Origin of the sequence: Bradyrhizobium sp. (assembly GCF_036735945.1) — a bacterium.
Taxonomy (GTDB): Bacteria; Pseudomonadota; Alphaproteobacteria; order Rhizobiales; family Xanthobacteraceae; genus Bradyrhizobium.
The window spans coordinates 1-13,253 of record NZ_DAINNI010000131.1 but is presented as its reverse complement, the minus strand read 5'-3'; the positions used below and the strand labels follow the sequence as shown (position 1 = coordinate 13,253).

Below are 13,253 nucleotides of genomic sequence, written 5' to 3'. Positions count from 1 at the left end.
GCGATCTGCCCCGGCTACATCAACACCGAGATGGTGCAGGCGGTGCCGAAGGAGGTGCTGGAAAAGAGCATCCTGCCGCTGATCCCGGTCAATCGCCTCGGCGAGCCCGAGGAAATCGCCCGCGCCGTGGTGTTCCTCGCCGCCGACGAAGCGGGCGGCATCACCGGTTCGACGATGACGATCAACGGCGGCCAGTACATGGTCTGATCGATTTTCGTCATTGCCTGCGACACACGCGGAGCGTTTGCGCAAGGGAACGTTAGCGACGAAGCAATCCATTTCCGCTATGTAAGCAAAAAGATGGATTGCTTCGCTTCGCTCGCAATGACGCTCTCATGAATCCCCGCACCGCCACGCTGACAGGACTGACCGCGATCCTGATGTGGTCGCTACTGTCCGTGTTGACGGTCGCGACCGGCAAGATACCGGCGTTTCAGCTTGCCGCCATGACGTTTGCGATCGGGGCGCTGGTCGCGTTTGCAAGTTTCCTGTTTCGTCCGTCCGCCTTTGCAGCGTTAAAGCAGCCGCTGGTCGCCTGGGTGGTCGGCGTCGGCGGCCTGTTCGGCTATCATGCGCTGTATTTTCTCGCGCTGCGCTTTGCACCGCCGGCGGAAGCCGGGCTGTTGAACTATCTGTGGCCGCTGTTGATCGTGCTGTTCTCCTCGCTCTTGCCGGGTGAGCGGCTGGCGCCGCATCACATCATCGGCGCGCTGCTGGGACTTGCGGGCACCGTGCTGCTGTTCGCCGGCAACGGCGCGAGCTTCGCGCCCGGACAGATTCCCGGGCTCGCCGCGGCATTCGTCGCCGCCTTTGTCTGGGCGGCCTATTCGGTGATGTCGCGCAAGCTCAAGGCGGTGCCGACCGATGCGGTGGCCGGCTTCTGCCTCGCCACCGCGCTGCTCGCCGCGCTCGTTCACAGCATGGTCGAGACCACGGTGTGGCCGGAGACAACAGGGCAGTGGCTTGCCATCGTCGCGCTCGGCGTCGGTCCCGTGGGAGCAGCGTTCTTCGTCTGGGACATCGGCATGAAGCGCGGCGATATCCGCGTGCTCGGCGCCGCGTCCTATGCGACGCCGCTGCTCTCGACCGCTTTCCTGATTCTGGCGGGATATGCGCAACCGACCGCGACGATCGCGATCGCCGCGATCCTGATTGCCGGCGGCGGATTGATCGCAGCGAAGGATATGGTGATGAGGAAGTAGGGTGGGTTAGGCGAAGCCGTAACCCACCGATGCCTACGATAGATGGCGGGTTACGCCTTCGGCTAACCCACCCTACGACATCTTCAGCGTGGAGGCTCCCAGCTCTTCGGCGCCAGCTCGAATTTCGCGAACTCGAATGCCGGCGCCACGGTGCAGCCGACCAGCGTCCAGTCGCCACTGCTCTCCGCCGCCTGCCAGGCGTACGGCGGAACGATCGCCTGCGGCGTTTCGCCGCCTGCGAGATCGGCGCCGAGCGTCACGCTGCGCTGCCCGGTATCGTCAGCGATTTGCAGCGTCAACGTTGCGCCCGCGTAATAGTGCCAGACTTCGACGGCGTCGATGCGATGCCAATGCGAGCGCTCGCCGCGCGCCAGCAGGAAATAGATCGCGGTCGATCGCGAGCGACCGTCCGCGTCCGCAGCTTCGTCGCGAAACGTCTCGCGATAATAGCCGCCTTCGGGATGCGGCTTGAGATCAAGCCGCGCGATGATGTCGGCTGCTTCTGCCGAAAGAACCATCAGGATTTGTTCTTGCGTTCGCGCAGTTCGCCGAACACCTTGTCGGCGCCTGCGCCCTTCATGTGCAGCGCCGCCGCGACCGACGGCTCGTCGGCGCGCAGGAACACGTTGGCTTTCTTCTCCTCGCCGAGCAGCACCGGGATGGTCGGCTTGTTCTCGGCGCGCAGCCGCGTCACTTCCTCGGCGCGGGCCTTCAGCGTCGGGTTGTCGCTCTCGACCGTCAGCGCGAATCTGACGTTGGAGGCGGTATATTCATGGCCGCAATAGAGTTTGAAGTCGTCAGGCAGCGCGCGCAGCTTCAACAGGGAATCCCACATCATGGGATAGGTGCCTTCGAACACGCGGCCGCAGCCGATCGAGAACAGCGTGTCGGCGGCAAATACCGCCTTTTCGTTATCGAACACGTAGGAGATGTGATCGAGCGTGTGGCCCGGCGTTTCCAGCACCCGCGCCAGCAGGCTGCCGACCTTGATGACGTCGCCGTTGGCGGCGCGCAGATCGACATTGGCGATCCTGGTCGACTTGTCATGCGGGGCAACGACGCGGCAGCCGTATTTCTGCTTCAGCTCGGCGACGCCGCCGACATGATCGTGATGGTGGTGCGTGATCAGGATATCGGTCAGCGTCCAGCCTTCGCGCTCCAGCGCCTTGATGATCGGGCCGGCTTCCGGCGCATCGATCGATGCGGTCGCTTTGGTCGCGGGATCGTGGATCAAATAGCCGAAATTGTCGCTGAGACAGTTGAATGTGCGAATTTCCGCGGCCATGACAACTCCGTGCTTTGACGCGTTAAGCCCTGATAATTCCCAAGAAATATGGCGTTAACGCTTGCGCGGCAATGCCATTTTCGGTGCGCCGCAATGAAACACGGTGTGATACGATTGTGCCCATGACCATCGACGTCATCGACCTCCGCGACTTCTATTCGCAGCGCCTCGGCATCGTGGCGCGGCTTTTGATCAATCGCGGCCTAAAGGCGTGCTGGCCCGATGCCGCGGGGCAGCGTGTGCTCGGGCTCGGCTATCCGACGCCCTATCTCGGTCTGTTTCGCGAAGATGCCGAACGCTGCATCGCCTTCATGCCGGCGGCGCAGGGCGTCCTGAAATGGCCGACGGGCCGGCCCGCGCTGGCCACCCTGATCGATGAGTTCTCGATGCCGCTGCCGGATGCGGCGGTGGACCGGATCCTGCTGGTGCATTCGCTTGAGATGTCCGACGATCCGGAGCGGCTGCTGCGCGAGGTGTGGCGCGTGCTGTCGCCGTCCGGGCGGCTGATCGCGGTGATTCCGAACCGGCGCGGTGTGTGGACGCGCACCGACAATACGCCGTTCGGCCATGGCCGGCCCTATTCGCGCGCGCAGATCACGCAGCTGCTGCGGCAGACCTGGTTCACGCCGGCGTCGTGGGGCGAAGCGCTGTTTCTGCCGCCGGTCGGCAATAGCTGGTTCTTGCGTTCGGCGATGGCGTGGGAGCGCGTCGGCGCCGCGCTGTCGCTGCCGTTCGCCGGCGTCCACATCGTGGAAGCGACCAAGCAGGTCTATCGCGCGATCCCGGCAGGCCGCGAGCGCACGCGGCTGATTCCGTCACTGGAGCCGGTGCTGGTGCCGTCCTCGACGGCGACGCGCGACAAGCTTTCGGAATCAAGGGTGGGCAAAGGCGCGTAGCGCCGTGCCCACCATCTCATTCGTGATCGTTGTAAGGATGTCGGTGGGCACGCTTCGATTTGCCCACCCTGCGGCATTGAGCGAATCGCCTACTCATTCCCCGGATTGAAATCTTCGCTCGGGGCGGCCGGCGCGGCCATGTCGGGACGCGGGCCATGCGGCCGGCGGCGACGGCGCGGGAAACGCTCGCCACGGCCGCCCTCTTCATAGCCGCCGGGTCCGCCGTTCACCTGCGGCTGCGGGCCGGTGATGAAGGAGGGCAGGCGATCGACGCCGCCGGCGTCGGCAATCACCGGCTGCGGTTGGGGCTGCGGCTGATATTGCGGCTGCGGACGGTGCTCGCGCTCGCGCTCGCGGTCGCCGCGGTCCCGCTCGCCACGATGTTCGCGCGGCTGCTGCTGGTCGCGCTGATAGGGCTGGTTATCGCCGCGCTCGCGCTGGCTGTTGTCGCGCATATAGGGCTGCGGCTGCTGCGGCACGAAGCCCGGCTCCTGGCCGAAATGCGAGAAGCTCTCGCCTTCGTCTTCGACATCTTCCGTCGGCTGCATCTCGGTGTCGGCGCGCGGCTGCGGCTGGTTCTGCCGGAACTGCTCCTGCGCGGCGGCGATCAGGCGGAAATAGTGTTCGGCGTGCTGGTAGTAATTCTCGGCCGCAACGGGGTCGCCGGAGGAGCGCGCATCGCGTGCCAGCTGGACGTATTTTTCGGCGACGTGCGAGGCGGTGCCGCGGATCTTGATATCGGGTCCGTTCGATTCGAACACCCGGGTCATCGGGTTTTGACCGCGCCGGTTTTGGTTGTTGTTATTATTGTTATTCCGATTACGCATCCGCTTGTTGTTCTGACCGTTTCTCATGTCTCGCCTTTTATTCCAGCCCTGAAATTATGCAGTTGCCTTGATAGCCTGAGCCGGCACGGCGCGCGCGAAAGCGCACCGAATCACGATGCCGTTCAGATTCATGTCACCGATTTTGCCAACCATCGCGTTCAGCAAAGACGCGTTCCCCAACCGGCCACGTTTATCCGCGCACCGGATCAAATCGTTCAGCCTGCCAAAACCAGCCTAATCGTCTTGCGTGACGGCTTCGCGTGACCGGCTGTTGCGTAAGTCTTCAAGCGCAATATCAGGCTTTCGTTCGCTTTACAGTCGAGAGCAGCACACTTCCGTCATTGCGCTCGATTCGACCTGCGTTTTGGAACCTTTCACCCGGAGGGCTCTCATTTCGAGAATGCCGACCTCACCGTATCGCATTACGGGGCCGGCCGCCCTGGACCGATGTTGTGGCCGGAACGTAGTCGCTCCCGGGGAATATTCCAAGGGGTTTTTTTGCGTTCCCGGGGGACTTTATCAGGCGATTTTGTGGCCCGCGACGGCCCTCGGAATGCCCCCCAGATCGGCCCTTGGGGCGGTACCGGACGTTAACCCTGCCGCCGCCATCAGGGCCTGGATCTGGCTGCTTTGGCCGGCACCGGCCTCCACGACCAGGGCGCCGCCCGATGCCAGAAGGCCTGCGGCCTGCGGGATCAGCGCCCGATAGGCATCCAGGCCATCCGCGCCGCCGTCGAGCGCGACCAGCGGATCGTGATTCCTGACCTCTCGCGCCAGGCCGGCGATATCGGCCGAGCAAATGTAAGGCGGATTGGAGACGATCAGATCGAATGGGCCGGCCAGTCCGCTGGCATAGTCGCACGCCACGAATGTCGCGCGATTCGACAGTCCCGCGCGCGCCGCGTTTGCTGCGGCAGTCTTCAAGGCGTCTTCTGAAATGTCGGTGCCGAAACCCTGTGCCGCCGGCAGCTCCGACAACAGCGCCAGCAGGATTGCGCCGGAGCCGGTGCCGAGATCGGCTACCCGCAACGGACGATCGAGGTCACCGCCGGCGCGCAGCAGGTCCAGCGCCAGTTCGACCACCGTCTCGGTATCGGGCCGCGGCACCAGCGTCGCGGACGACAGTTGCAGCGGCAGGCCCCAAAACTCCTTCTCGCCGATGATGCGGGCAACCGGCTCGCCAGCGATCCGCCGCCCCGCAAATTGGGTCAACCGCGCGGCCTCGGTCGAGGTCAGCAGGCGGTTCGCCTGCGCGATCATGCCGGTGAGGTCGAGATCAAGCGTGGCCCCCAGAAGAATGCGTGCGTCGATCTCGGCCTCATCGTCACCGGCCGACTTCAATTGCGCTGCCAGCTTCCGCCGCGCGCTCTCGATGCTTGGTCCTGATTCCGTCACCAGATGTGCCTGTCTCGCCTGCCATCGTGGATAGGCCGGCCCGCATGCTTGCGTCAACGGACCTTGTCGCGTTTGATCGATCTCGTTTAGAGAGGCTCGGTAAAGACCATGACGGCCTATGACGATCAGAACGTCTTCGCCAAAATCCTGCGCGGCGAGATTCCGTGCTTCAAGGTCGACGAGAGCGAACGCGCCCTTGCGTTTCTCGATATCATGCCGCGCTCGCCCGGCCATACGCTGGTCATTCCCAAGGCGCCGGCGCGCGGCATCCTTGATATTGCCGATGATGACCTTGCCGAAGTCGCCCGGATGGCCCGGCGCATCGCGGTCGCGGCGATGATGGCGTTCGACGCGGAAGGAATCATCATCCAGCAATTCAGCGAGGCTGCCAGCGGCCAGGTGGTGTTCCACCTGCACATGCATGTCATGCCGGTGAAAGCCGGAATTGAATTGCTGCCGCCGCAGACGCGCAAGGAAGATCCCGCAATCCTCGCAGATCACGCCAGGCGGATGGTCGCCGCGCTCGGTGGCTGACCGCGAGCTTCCGAGCTAGACGCCGAGGTAGCGCTGCAGCAGTTCCGGCTGCGCCTTGAGTTCCCGGGACGGTCCCTCGTGGACGACATGACCGTTGTTGATGATGTAGATCCGCTGTGCCAGCGCCAGCGTGGCCGCGAGATTCTGCTCCACCAGCACGATGGTCTGGCCGGCAGCGGCGAGGTCGCGGCAGGCTTTCACGAGATCGTGGACGATGACGGGCGCGAGCCCCTCGAAGGGTTCATCCAGCAGGATGATCTTGGGGTCGCGAACCAGCGCCCGCGCGATCGCCAGCATCTGCTGTTCGCCACCGGAAAGCTCGGTGCCGCGGTTGTTGCGCCGCTCCTTCAGTCGCGGAAACATTTCGTAGATGCGTTCGAGCGGCCAGCGGTCCCTGGCCGTGATGCCGGCAATGACAATGTTTTCCTCGACACTCAGGCTGCCGAAGATGCGGCGCTCCTCGTGAACGAGCTGCATGCCGGCCTGCGCGATCTTGTGGCTCTTGCGTCCGGCGATTTCGATGCCCTCGAACCTGACGGAGCCGCTGCGGGGCGTCACGACGCCCATCAGGCTCTTCAGCGTCGTGCTCTTGCCGGCCCCGTTGCGGCCGAGCAGCGCAACCACCTCATGCCGCTCCACCCGCAGGTCGACGTCGAACAGGATGTGCGAGTCCCCGTAGTAGCTGTTCAGGCCATTGACCTCGATCAGGCTCATGCGGCGATCTCTCCGTGAACGCCGCCGAGATAGGCTTCCTGTACCGCGGCGTTGGTCTTGATTTCCTCAGGCGTGCCGTCGAGCAGCACCCGGCCCTCCTGTAGCACCGTCACACGCTCGACCAGTTCGAACAGCGAATCCATGTCATGGTCGATGATGATCATGGTGCGGTCGCGCGCGATCGATTTCAGCAGCCTGACAGTCTCGATCCGCTCGCGCGGACTCATGCCGGCGAGAGGCTCGTCCAGCAGCAGCAGCCGGGGCGAGGTCGCAAGCGCCAGTCCGATCTCCAGCCGGCGCTTTTCGCCATAGGCGAGCTCGGCCACCGGCGTGTCGGCCCGCCTTGTCAGATTGACGAGGGCAAGCGTGTGCTCCACCTGCTCCCGCAGTCCCGTCACGCCGTCGAGCTTGCGGAACAGGTCGAGGCGAAACTTGCCGCGCAATTTGGCGAGCGCGGCGATCGTCAGGTTCTCACGAACGGTCAATCCGGCGAAGAGCTGGTTGACCTGGTAGCTCTTCGTGAGCCCGAGCTGACAAACGTCGGCGACGCGCATCCCCGTGATGTCGCGGCCCTCGAACACGATCTGACCCGAGGTCGGCGGAATCTCGCAGGTCAGCATCTTGAAGAAGGTCGACTTGCCGGCGCCGTTGGGGCCGATGATCCCCCGCAACTCGCCGTGATTGACGCTGAAGTCGATATCGCTGTTGGCGACGAGCCCGCCATAGCGTTTGGTGAGGCCGCGGGCCACCAGGATCGGACCCATGCGCTCGTCGTCGTGCCTCACGCTCCCCGCGGTTATCGGCACCAGGCCGGATTTCTTCTCGGGCTCGGTTGCTTCCTGTCCGATCTCGACGGCAGGGACGGATGGTACGTCCTCGGCCAAAGCCTTCGAGCGCTTGCCCCTTAGCCAGCCGACCAGATCGATAAGGCCGCCGATAATGCCCCCGCGCAGGAAGCAAACCAGCAGCACGAAGACCACGCCGAGCACGAGCTTCCAGGCCGCGCCGAGCCCCATCGCTGCCTGCAGGAAATCCTGGAGGAAGAGCCAGACGGCGGCGCCGACGAGGGGCCCGAACAGCGTGCCCCGGCCGCCGATCGCCGTCTGCATGACGAGCTGGCCGGATGTTTCGAACGTGAATGCATCCGGCGGCATGAAGGCCTGCAATACGCCGAGCAGGCCGCCGGCAAAGCCTGCATAGGCGGCGGCGATCACGAAGGCGGTCAGCTTGTAGCCATGGATATTGTGACCGACCGCGGTGGCGCGCAGCGGATTGTCCCTGATGGCACTGAAGATGGCGCCGACCGGTGAGCGAACGATCCTGAGCGCGATCACGACCCCGATCAGGTAGCACAGCGCGATGAACTGATAGAGCGACCAGCCGTTGGTGAAATGCAGCGTCGTAAAGCCGAGATTGAAGCTCGGCGTGGGGACGCCCGGCAGCCCGTTCTCGCCGCCGGTGAAGTCCGACAACGGATTGAACTCGACGAAGTAGAACACCTCGGCGATCGCGACCGTGATCATGGCGAAATAGATGCCGGTGCGGCGCAAGGCGATCAGGCCGATCAGGTAGCCGGTCGCGGCGGCGGCGATCATGCCGATGACGAGCGCGCCCAGAACGCTGCTGAAGCCCGTGCGGGTCAGCAGATAGGCCGCGACAAAGCCGCCGGTGCCGTAGAATGCGGACTGGCCGAACGACAACAGCCCGGTGAAGCCGAACAGGATATCGAAGCCGAGGCCGAACAGGCCCCAGACCAGAATGCGATTGACGGTGTTGGGCGCGAAGCCGAGATGGGGCAGCACGAAGGGCGCCGCGATCAGCCCGATGGCCGTCAGCGTCTCGATCAAATAGGGGCGTTGCTTGAGCATCAATGGATCACTTACTCGCGGCCCTGGACACCGAGCAGTCCATGCGGCCGTACCACGAGCACGATCGTCATTGCCGCAAACAGCATCACATAGGCGTAGCCGGGGTTGAACATGGAGGTGACGCTGATGATCTCGCCGGCGATCAGCCCGCCGAGAATGGCGCCCGGGAACGAGCCGACGCCGCCGATCACCACCACCACGAAGGTCTCGACGAGGATGTCGTCGCCGACGCCGGGCGTCAGCGAGACCACCGGTGCATTGATGATGCCGGCAAATCCTGCGGCCATCGCGCCGATGCCGAACACGATCATGAAGACGCGATAGACGTTGATGCCGAGCGAATCCACCATCACCGAATCCTCGATGCCGGCGCGCACGATCATGCCGAGCCGCGTCCGGTAGAGAATCAGGAACAGCGCGCCGAGCGCGGCGGCGACGATGCCGACCACGGCGAGCCGGTAGGTCGGATAGAACATGAAGCCGAGATTGGTGATGCCCTGGAACAGCGCCGGAGGCGGCATCACCTGCGACTGGCTCGAGAAGATCAACCGCACGATCTCGACGAAGCAGATGCCCAGTCCGAACGTGACGAGCAGCTGGTCCTCGTGCGGGCGATGATAGAAGTGGCGAATGATGACGCGCTCCATCACCACGCCCAGGATCATCACGAAGAGCGAGCCCGCGATCACCGCGACGATGAATGAGCCGGTGTATTGATAGGCGACAAAGCCGGCGTAGCCGCCGATCATGAACATCGCGCCGTGAGCAAGGTTCAGTACGCCGAGCGTGCCGTAGATAATCGTCAGGCCGGAACTGATGAGCGCCAGCAATGCGCCGAGGGCGAGCCCGTTGAAAAGCTGTGAAACAAGATTGGGCCAACTAATCATGAGATGCGATCACGGTTTCAGATTGGCAATGGGAGCGTGGGTGCGCAAAAAAAAGTTGACGCCGCAGGGAGTGTTGCCTGCGGCGTCCCGAAGTTTCCACGCTCAACTATAGTCGCCGAGACGGCAGCCGAAGGCGTCCGCCTTCTGCATCAGGCCTTCGCCGGGGACGATCTCGACCACATCGTAGTAGTCTTCCTTGTTCTTCATGTCCTTCTGCATCTTGCCCTTGACGATGATGACCGGGCGGACGCACTGATGGTCTTCCTTGCGGTAGTGCACGTCGCCGACGAAGGAGGGGAGGGTTTCGCCCTTCTCGTAGACCTTGATGATGTCGGGCGGATTGAAGCTGCCGGCTTCTTCGGCCATGCGCGCCCAATGCGCGAAGCTGATGTAGGCGTTCTCGGCGCCCCATTCCGGCTTGTAGCCGTACTTCTTCTCGAAGGTCTCGTTGAACATCTTGGCGAGCGGGAACTTGTCCTCGACGGTCCACCAGTAGTCGGTGGCGGCGTAGACGCCCTGCATCAGGCCGCCGGTCTCGCGCGCGATGAACGGCACCTGGTAGGGCACCACCAGCTTCATCTTGTCGAGCACGCCGAATTGCTTGGCCTGCTGTGTCGACAACACGGCATCGTGTCCCCAGTTGACGTTGATCAGGACATCGGCGCCGGAATTAGCGACGTTCAGGAGATATGAGGAATAGTCGGGAGCACCGAGCGGCGCGACCTGATTGGTCACGGTGGTCCATCCGGCGGTCGCGAGGAAATCCTGCATCGATTTGGTGACGGTGTGTCCGTAGGTGTAGTCCGGCGTGAGGTAGGCCGCCTTCTTGTTCTTGCCGAACTCCCTGACCATGACCGGGCCGATCGCCGCAGCCGCGGTCTGGCCGAAGAAGTTCTGGCGGAAGCCGTAGCGGACGCAGTCCTTGCCGGTGGTGTCGTTCGAGCCGGAGATGCCGCATACGAACAGCACCTTCTCGCGCTGCGCGAGCTTGTTCAGGGCAACGGCGACCGCGCTCGACGTGCCGCCGGTAATCATGATCGCCTTGTTCTCGCTGATGAAGCGCTGCTGCGCCTGGACCGCTTCGTTGGGTTTCGCGGCGGAATCCGCGACGCCGAACTTCAGTTCCTTGCCGAGCACGCCCTTGCTGGTCTTCGGCGAGATCTTCTTGATCAGATCGTGACCGGAGTTGATGTGTTCGATCGCGAGCTGATAGCCCTTGAGCTCGTCTTCGCCCTGCACGGCGTAGGTTCCGGTGCGCGGCACGGAAATGCCGATGAAGACGGAGGAACCGGAGGTGCCCGCCGGATAGGTGCCGATCGCCGGCTTGTCCTCGGCAAACGCCGGCATCGCCGGCAGCAGCGAGCCGCCGACGATGCCCGCGCCGCTTTGCAGCAGGCGGCGGCGCGAGATGCCGAGGTCCAGGCCACGGCGGATCAGATTGTCCTTCATGATGGTTGTTCTCCCGAATGGCGTTTCTTGTCTGCGGACACGGCGCGACCCGTCCGGCGTCATCCGGCCGCGATGGCCGGGACGTCGGGCACGTCACATCCCCGTGTAACTCCGGATGCAGGCTTTGCTTGTGACGATCCGCTGTCAATCGCGCCTTTGGTCGAACGGCGGAAAATGTCCCGCAAAAACATATCGTAGTACGATATATATTAGTCTTTATGAGTATTTGACCCCGGTAGATTGATCAGGCGAGATGGCGCGGAAAACGACAACAGCGGGTGCCGGGACGTGGCAGTCCCGGCCGAAGAACGCGGAGTTGCCTGTGCCGAAACCAGACGGCCGACGTGCCGCGCCGCAACTCGGCGAGGCGTTCCACGCGACTGACGTGCGCACCCGGAAAGCCGGCCGGCGCGCGCCGCCGGCGATGTCAGGTCAATCCAGGCCGACGCCTCTGCCGATGAAGACGCTGAGCGTCCGCGCGCAGAACGTTCTCAAGGAGCTTGCAGTCGAGCTGACCGGCGAGCAACCGCCAGGAGGGGCATGGTCTCCGTCGCGCGAGCTGCTGCTCGCGGTGACCGCCGAACGTCTCGCGGTTGCGCGCAACTGCGGACCGCACACGACGCGCGAGATCATCGAATGGGCGCAGGGCTGCGGCGTGACGATCAAGCCGTCGCTTCCGCGAGCTCGATCGTTGTCCGAGATGTGGGCGGGGTTGGTCGCCAGTTCGTCGGCAGGCGCCTTGACCAGCGACGAGATTGTCGGCGCGTTGCAGCGGTCGATACGGCGGAAGAGCATGCGCATTCCCGTCGAGTTTCAGATCATCCTCGTCAAGATCCTGCTTTCCGGCTTCGAATAGGCCAATCGGGCCGCCCGCACGCGGCGGATAGCTGTGCATCCCGCGCATTGAGCGGTTGGTTCCCCTCCACCGACCTTGCTAGCCTTGATGCTGCTCGCCCGCAGCCGGGCGGCGGGGTCGAGGCGGAAGGCGCGGTGATGGTGCAGTCGAAGCGGAAGAGCCGGCGCCGGGTGCCGACGGCGGTTAAACGCTCAGGCAGCGGGATGCGCAAGTCCGACTACGAGGCGCTCGCGCAGTTTCGCTACCAGCTGCGCACCTTTCTTGCTTTCAGCGAGGCTGCGGCCCAGCGCGCAGGCCTGACGCCGCAGCAGCATCAGGCCTTGCTCGCGATCAAGGGCTTTGCCGGCCAGGAGGGCGCAAGCGTCGGCGAGGTCGCGCGCTTCCTGCTGATCCGGCATCACACGGCGGTTGAGCTCATGAACCGGATGGCAAGGCTGAAGCTGATCAGCCGGGGTGTCGATCCGTCCGATGCCAGGCGGGTGCTCGTCAATCTGACGACCAAAGGTGAGCAGAAACTGCAGGCGCTGTCGTGGATCCACCTGACGGAGCTGCGCGCCGCGAGCCCGGCCCTGGGCAAGATCCTGCGGTCATTCCGATCCGGTGGGCGCTGAGAGCGCCACCGTCGTTCAGGCCGCGGCGCCCTGCGCGGCGAGCTGCGCCGCCTGGTGCTCGGTGGTCAGCGCGTCGATCAACTCGCCCAGCGCTTCGCCTGATATCACCTGCGGCAATTTGTAGAGCGTCAGGTTGATACGGTGATCAGTGACGCGCCCTTGCGGGAAATTATAGGTGCGGATGCGCTCGCTGCGGTCGCCGGAGCCGACCTTCTCCTTGCGGTCGGCGGAGCGCGCCGCATCGACGCGCTGGCGCTCGGCGTCATAGATGCGCGAGCGCAGGATGTTCATCGCCGACGCCCGATTCTTGTGCTGCGAGCGGCTGTCCTGCATCATCACGACGATGCCGGTCGGAATGTGCGTGATGCGGATCGCCGATTCCGTCTTGTTGACGTGCTGACCGCCGGCGCCCTGCGCGCGCATGGTCTCGATCCGCAGGTCCTCGTTCTTGATGTCGACGTCGACATCCTCCACTTCGGGCAGCACCGCCACCGTTGCCGCTGACGTGTGAATGCGGCCCTGCGTTTCGGTGTCGGGCACGCGCTGCACGCGATGCACGCCGGATTCGAATTTGAGCTTGGCGAACGCGCCGCGGCCCTGCACCTCGGCGATGATTTCCTTGAAGCCGCCGACGGTGCCTTCCGAGGCCGAGATCACCTCGACCTTCCAGCCCTGCAGGCCGGCAAAGCGTTCATACATGCGGAACAGGTCGCCGGCGAACAGCGAGGC

Annotated in this window: 16 protein-coding genes; 7 read left to right on the top strand and 9 right to left on the bottom strand. The window is 64.1% G+C overall.

Annotation, left to right across the window (positions count from 1 at the left end; genetic code table 11):
* Nucleotides 1–207, top strand: a 207-nt coding sequence (locus V7E26_RS25705; protein ID WP_324421732.1) for an SDR family oxidoreductase, incomplete at its 5' end; no start/stop codon positions are given.
* A 128-nt stretch (nt 208–335) separates the two neighbouring features.
* Nucleotides 336–1,202, top strand: a complete 867-nt coding sequence (gene yddG / locus V7E26_RS25700) for an aromatic amino acid exporter YddG (RefSeq protein ID WP_324421731.1) — start codon at nt 336–338, stop codon at nt 1,200–1,202.
* A gap of 83 nt (nt 1,203–1,285) precedes the next feature.
* Here yddG and V7E26_RS25695 read toward each other — a convergent pair whose 3' ends face one another.
* Both V7E26_RS25695 and gloB read right to left on the bottom strand, forming a co-directional pair.
* A complete protein-coding gene (locus V7E26_RS25695; RefSeq protein ID WP_324421729.1) occupies nt 1,286–1,720 on the bottom strand; it encodes a cupin domain-containing protein in 435 nt (144 codons plus the stop codon).
* Nucleotides 1,720–2,487 carry a hydroxyacylglutathione hydrolase gene (gene gloB, locus V7E26_RS25690; protein ID WP_324421727.1) on the bottom strand — a complete coding sequence of 256 codons (768 nt, stop codon included), beginning with the start codon at nt 2,485–2,487 and terminating at the stop codon, nt 1,720–1,722. Before gloB ends, V7E26_RS25695 begins: the two co-directional genes overlap by 1 nt.
* 122 nt (nt 2,488–2,609) lie before the next feature.
* On the opposite strand from gloB, the gene V7E26_RS25685 reads away from it, so the two are divergent.
* Nucleotides 2,610–3,383 (top strand): methyltransferase domain-containing protein, encoded by a 774-nt coding sequence (locus tag V7E26_RS25685; RefSeq protein ID WP_324421726.1) that lies wholly within the window; start codon nt 2,610–2,612, stop codon nt 3,381–3,383.
* A gap of 89 nt (nt 3,384–3,472) precedes the next feature.
* On the opposite strand, the gene V7E26_RS25680 is transcribed toward V7E26_RS25685, so the two are convergent.
* A complete protein-coding gene (locus tag V7E26_RS25680) occupies nt 3,473–4,237 on the bottom strand; it encodes a DUF4167 domain-containing protein (protein ID WP_324421724.1) in 765 nt (254 codons plus the stop codon).
* On the opposite strand from V7E26_RS25680, the gene V7E26_RS25675 reads away from it, so the two are divergent.
* Complete coding sequence (locus V7E26_RS25675) at nt 4,160–4,474, top strand: hypothetical protein (RefSeq protein ID WP_324421734.1); 315 nt, start codon at nt 4,160–4,162, stop codon at nt 4,472–4,474. The two genes, V7E26_RS25680 and V7E26_RS25675, sit on opposite strands and share 78 nt — an antisense overlap.
* A gap of 255 nt (nt 4,475–4,729) precedes the next feature.
* Here the strand turns inward: V7E26_RS25675 and prmC are convergent, their stop codons facing one another.
* Complete coding sequence (gene prmC, locus V7E26_RS25670; RefSeq protein ID WP_324421722.1) at nt 4,730–5,605, bottom strand: peptide chain release factor N(5)-glutamine methyltransferase; 876 nt, start codon at nt 5,603–5,605, stop codon at nt 4,730–4,732.
* Between the two features lie 108 nt (nt 5,606–5,713).
* Here prmC and V7E26_RS25665 point away from each other — a divergent pair, with 108 nt between their 5' ends.
* Complete coding sequence (locus V7E26_RS25665; protein ID WP_324421720.1) at nt 5,714–6,139, top strand: HIT family protein; 426 nt, start codon at nt 5,714–5,716, stop codon at nt 6,137–6,139.
* Nucleotides 6,140–6,154: 15 nt separating this feature from the next.
* Here the strand turns inward: V7E26_RS25665 and V7E26_RS25660 are convergent, their stop codons facing one another.
* From V7E26_RS25660 to V7E26_RS25645, 4 genes are all read right to left on the bottom strand, one after another.
* Nucleotides 6,155–6,853 (bottom strand): ABC transporter ATP-binding protein, encoded by a 699-nt coding sequence (locus V7E26_RS25660; protein WP_324421718.1) that lies wholly within the window; start codon nt 6,851–6,853, stop codon nt 6,155–6,157.
* A complete protein-coding gene (locus tag V7E26_RS25655) occupies nt 6,850–8,721 on the bottom strand; it encodes a branched-chain amino acid ABC transporter ATP-binding protein/permease (RefSeq protein WP_324421716.1) in 1,872 nt (623 codons plus the stop codon). The genes V7E26_RS25660 and V7E26_RS25655 overlap by 4 nt, the downstream gene beginning before the upstream one ends.
* Before the next feature lie 11 nt (nt 8,722–8,732).
* On the bottom strand, nt 8,733–9,608 hold the full coding sequence (locus V7E26_RS25650; protein ID WP_324421714.1) for a branched-chain amino acid ABC transporter permease: 876 nt from the start codon (nt 9,606–9,608) through the stop codon (nt 8,733–8,735).
* 102 nt (nt 9,609–9,710) lie between these two features.
* Nucleotides 9,711–11,057: a substrate-binding protein gene (locus V7E26_RS25645; RefSeq protein WP_324421712.1), complete on the bottom strand. Its 1,347-nt coding sequence runs from the start codon at nt 11,055–11,057 to the stop codon at nt 9,711–9,713.
* Between the two features lie 322 nt (nt 11,058–11,379).
* On the opposite strand from V7E26_RS25645, the gene V7E26_RS25640 reads away from it, so the two are divergent.
* Nucleotides 11,380–11,913: a hypothetical protein gene (locus V7E26_RS25640; RefSeq protein ID WP_324421710.1), complete on the top strand. Its 534-nt coding sequence runs from the start codon at nt 11,380–11,382 to the stop codon at nt 11,911–11,913.
* Nucleotides 11,914–11,960: 47 nt separating this feature from the next.
* Entirely contained in the window at nt 11,961–12,524 is a 564-nt protein-coding gene (locus tag V7E26_RS25635; protein ID WP_442893480.1) for a MarR family winged helix-turn-helix transcriptional regulator, read from the top strand.
* 15 nt (nt 12,525–12,539) lie between these two features.
* Here the strand turns inward: V7E26_RS25635 and prfA are convergent.
* A partial coding sequence (gene prfA, locus V7E26_RS25630) for a peptide chain release factor 1 (RefSeq protein ID WP_324421708.1) occupies nt 12,540–13,253 on the bottom strand: 714 nt, incomplete at its 5' end.

Coding starts and splice junctions, on each gene's coding strand:
- yddG (WP_324421731.1), top strand. CDS start 336: ATGAATCCCCGCACCGCCACGCTGACAGGACTGACCGCGATCCTGATG.
- V7E26_RS25695 (WP_324421729.1), bottom strand. CDS start 1,720: ATGGTTCTTTCGGCAGAAGCAGCCGACATCATCGCGCGGCTTGATCTC.
- gloB (WP_324421727.1), bottom strand. CDS start 2,487: ATGGCCGCGGAAATTCGCACATTCAACTGTCTCAGCGACAATTTCGGC.
- V7E26_RS25685 (WP_324421726.1), top strand. CDS start 2,610: ATGACCATCGACGTCATCGACCTCCGCGACTTCTATTCGCAGCGCCTC.
- V7E26_RS25680 (WP_324421724.1), bottom strand. CDS start 4,237: ATGAGAAACGGTCAGAACAACAAGCGGATGCGTAATCGGAATAACAAT.
- V7E26_RS25665 (WP_324421720.1), top strand. CDS start 5,714: ATGACGGCCTATGACGATCAGAACGTCTTCGCCAAAATCCTGCGCGGC.
- V7E26_RS25660 (WP_324421718.1), bottom strand. CDS start 6,853: ATGAGCCTGATCGAGGTCAATGGCCTGAACAGCTACTACGGGGACTCG.
- V7E26_RS25655 (WP_324421716.1), bottom strand. CDS start 8,721: ATGCTCAAGCAACGCCCCTATTTGATCGAGACGCTGACGGCCATCGGG.
- V7E26_RS25650 (WP_324421714.1), bottom strand. CDS start 9,608: ATGATTAGTTGGCCCAATCTTGTTTCACAGCTTTTCAACGGGCTCGCC.
- V7E26_RS25645 (WP_324421712.1), bottom strand. CDS start 11,057: ATGAAGGACAATCTGATCCGCCGTGGCCTGGACCTCGGCATCTCGCGC.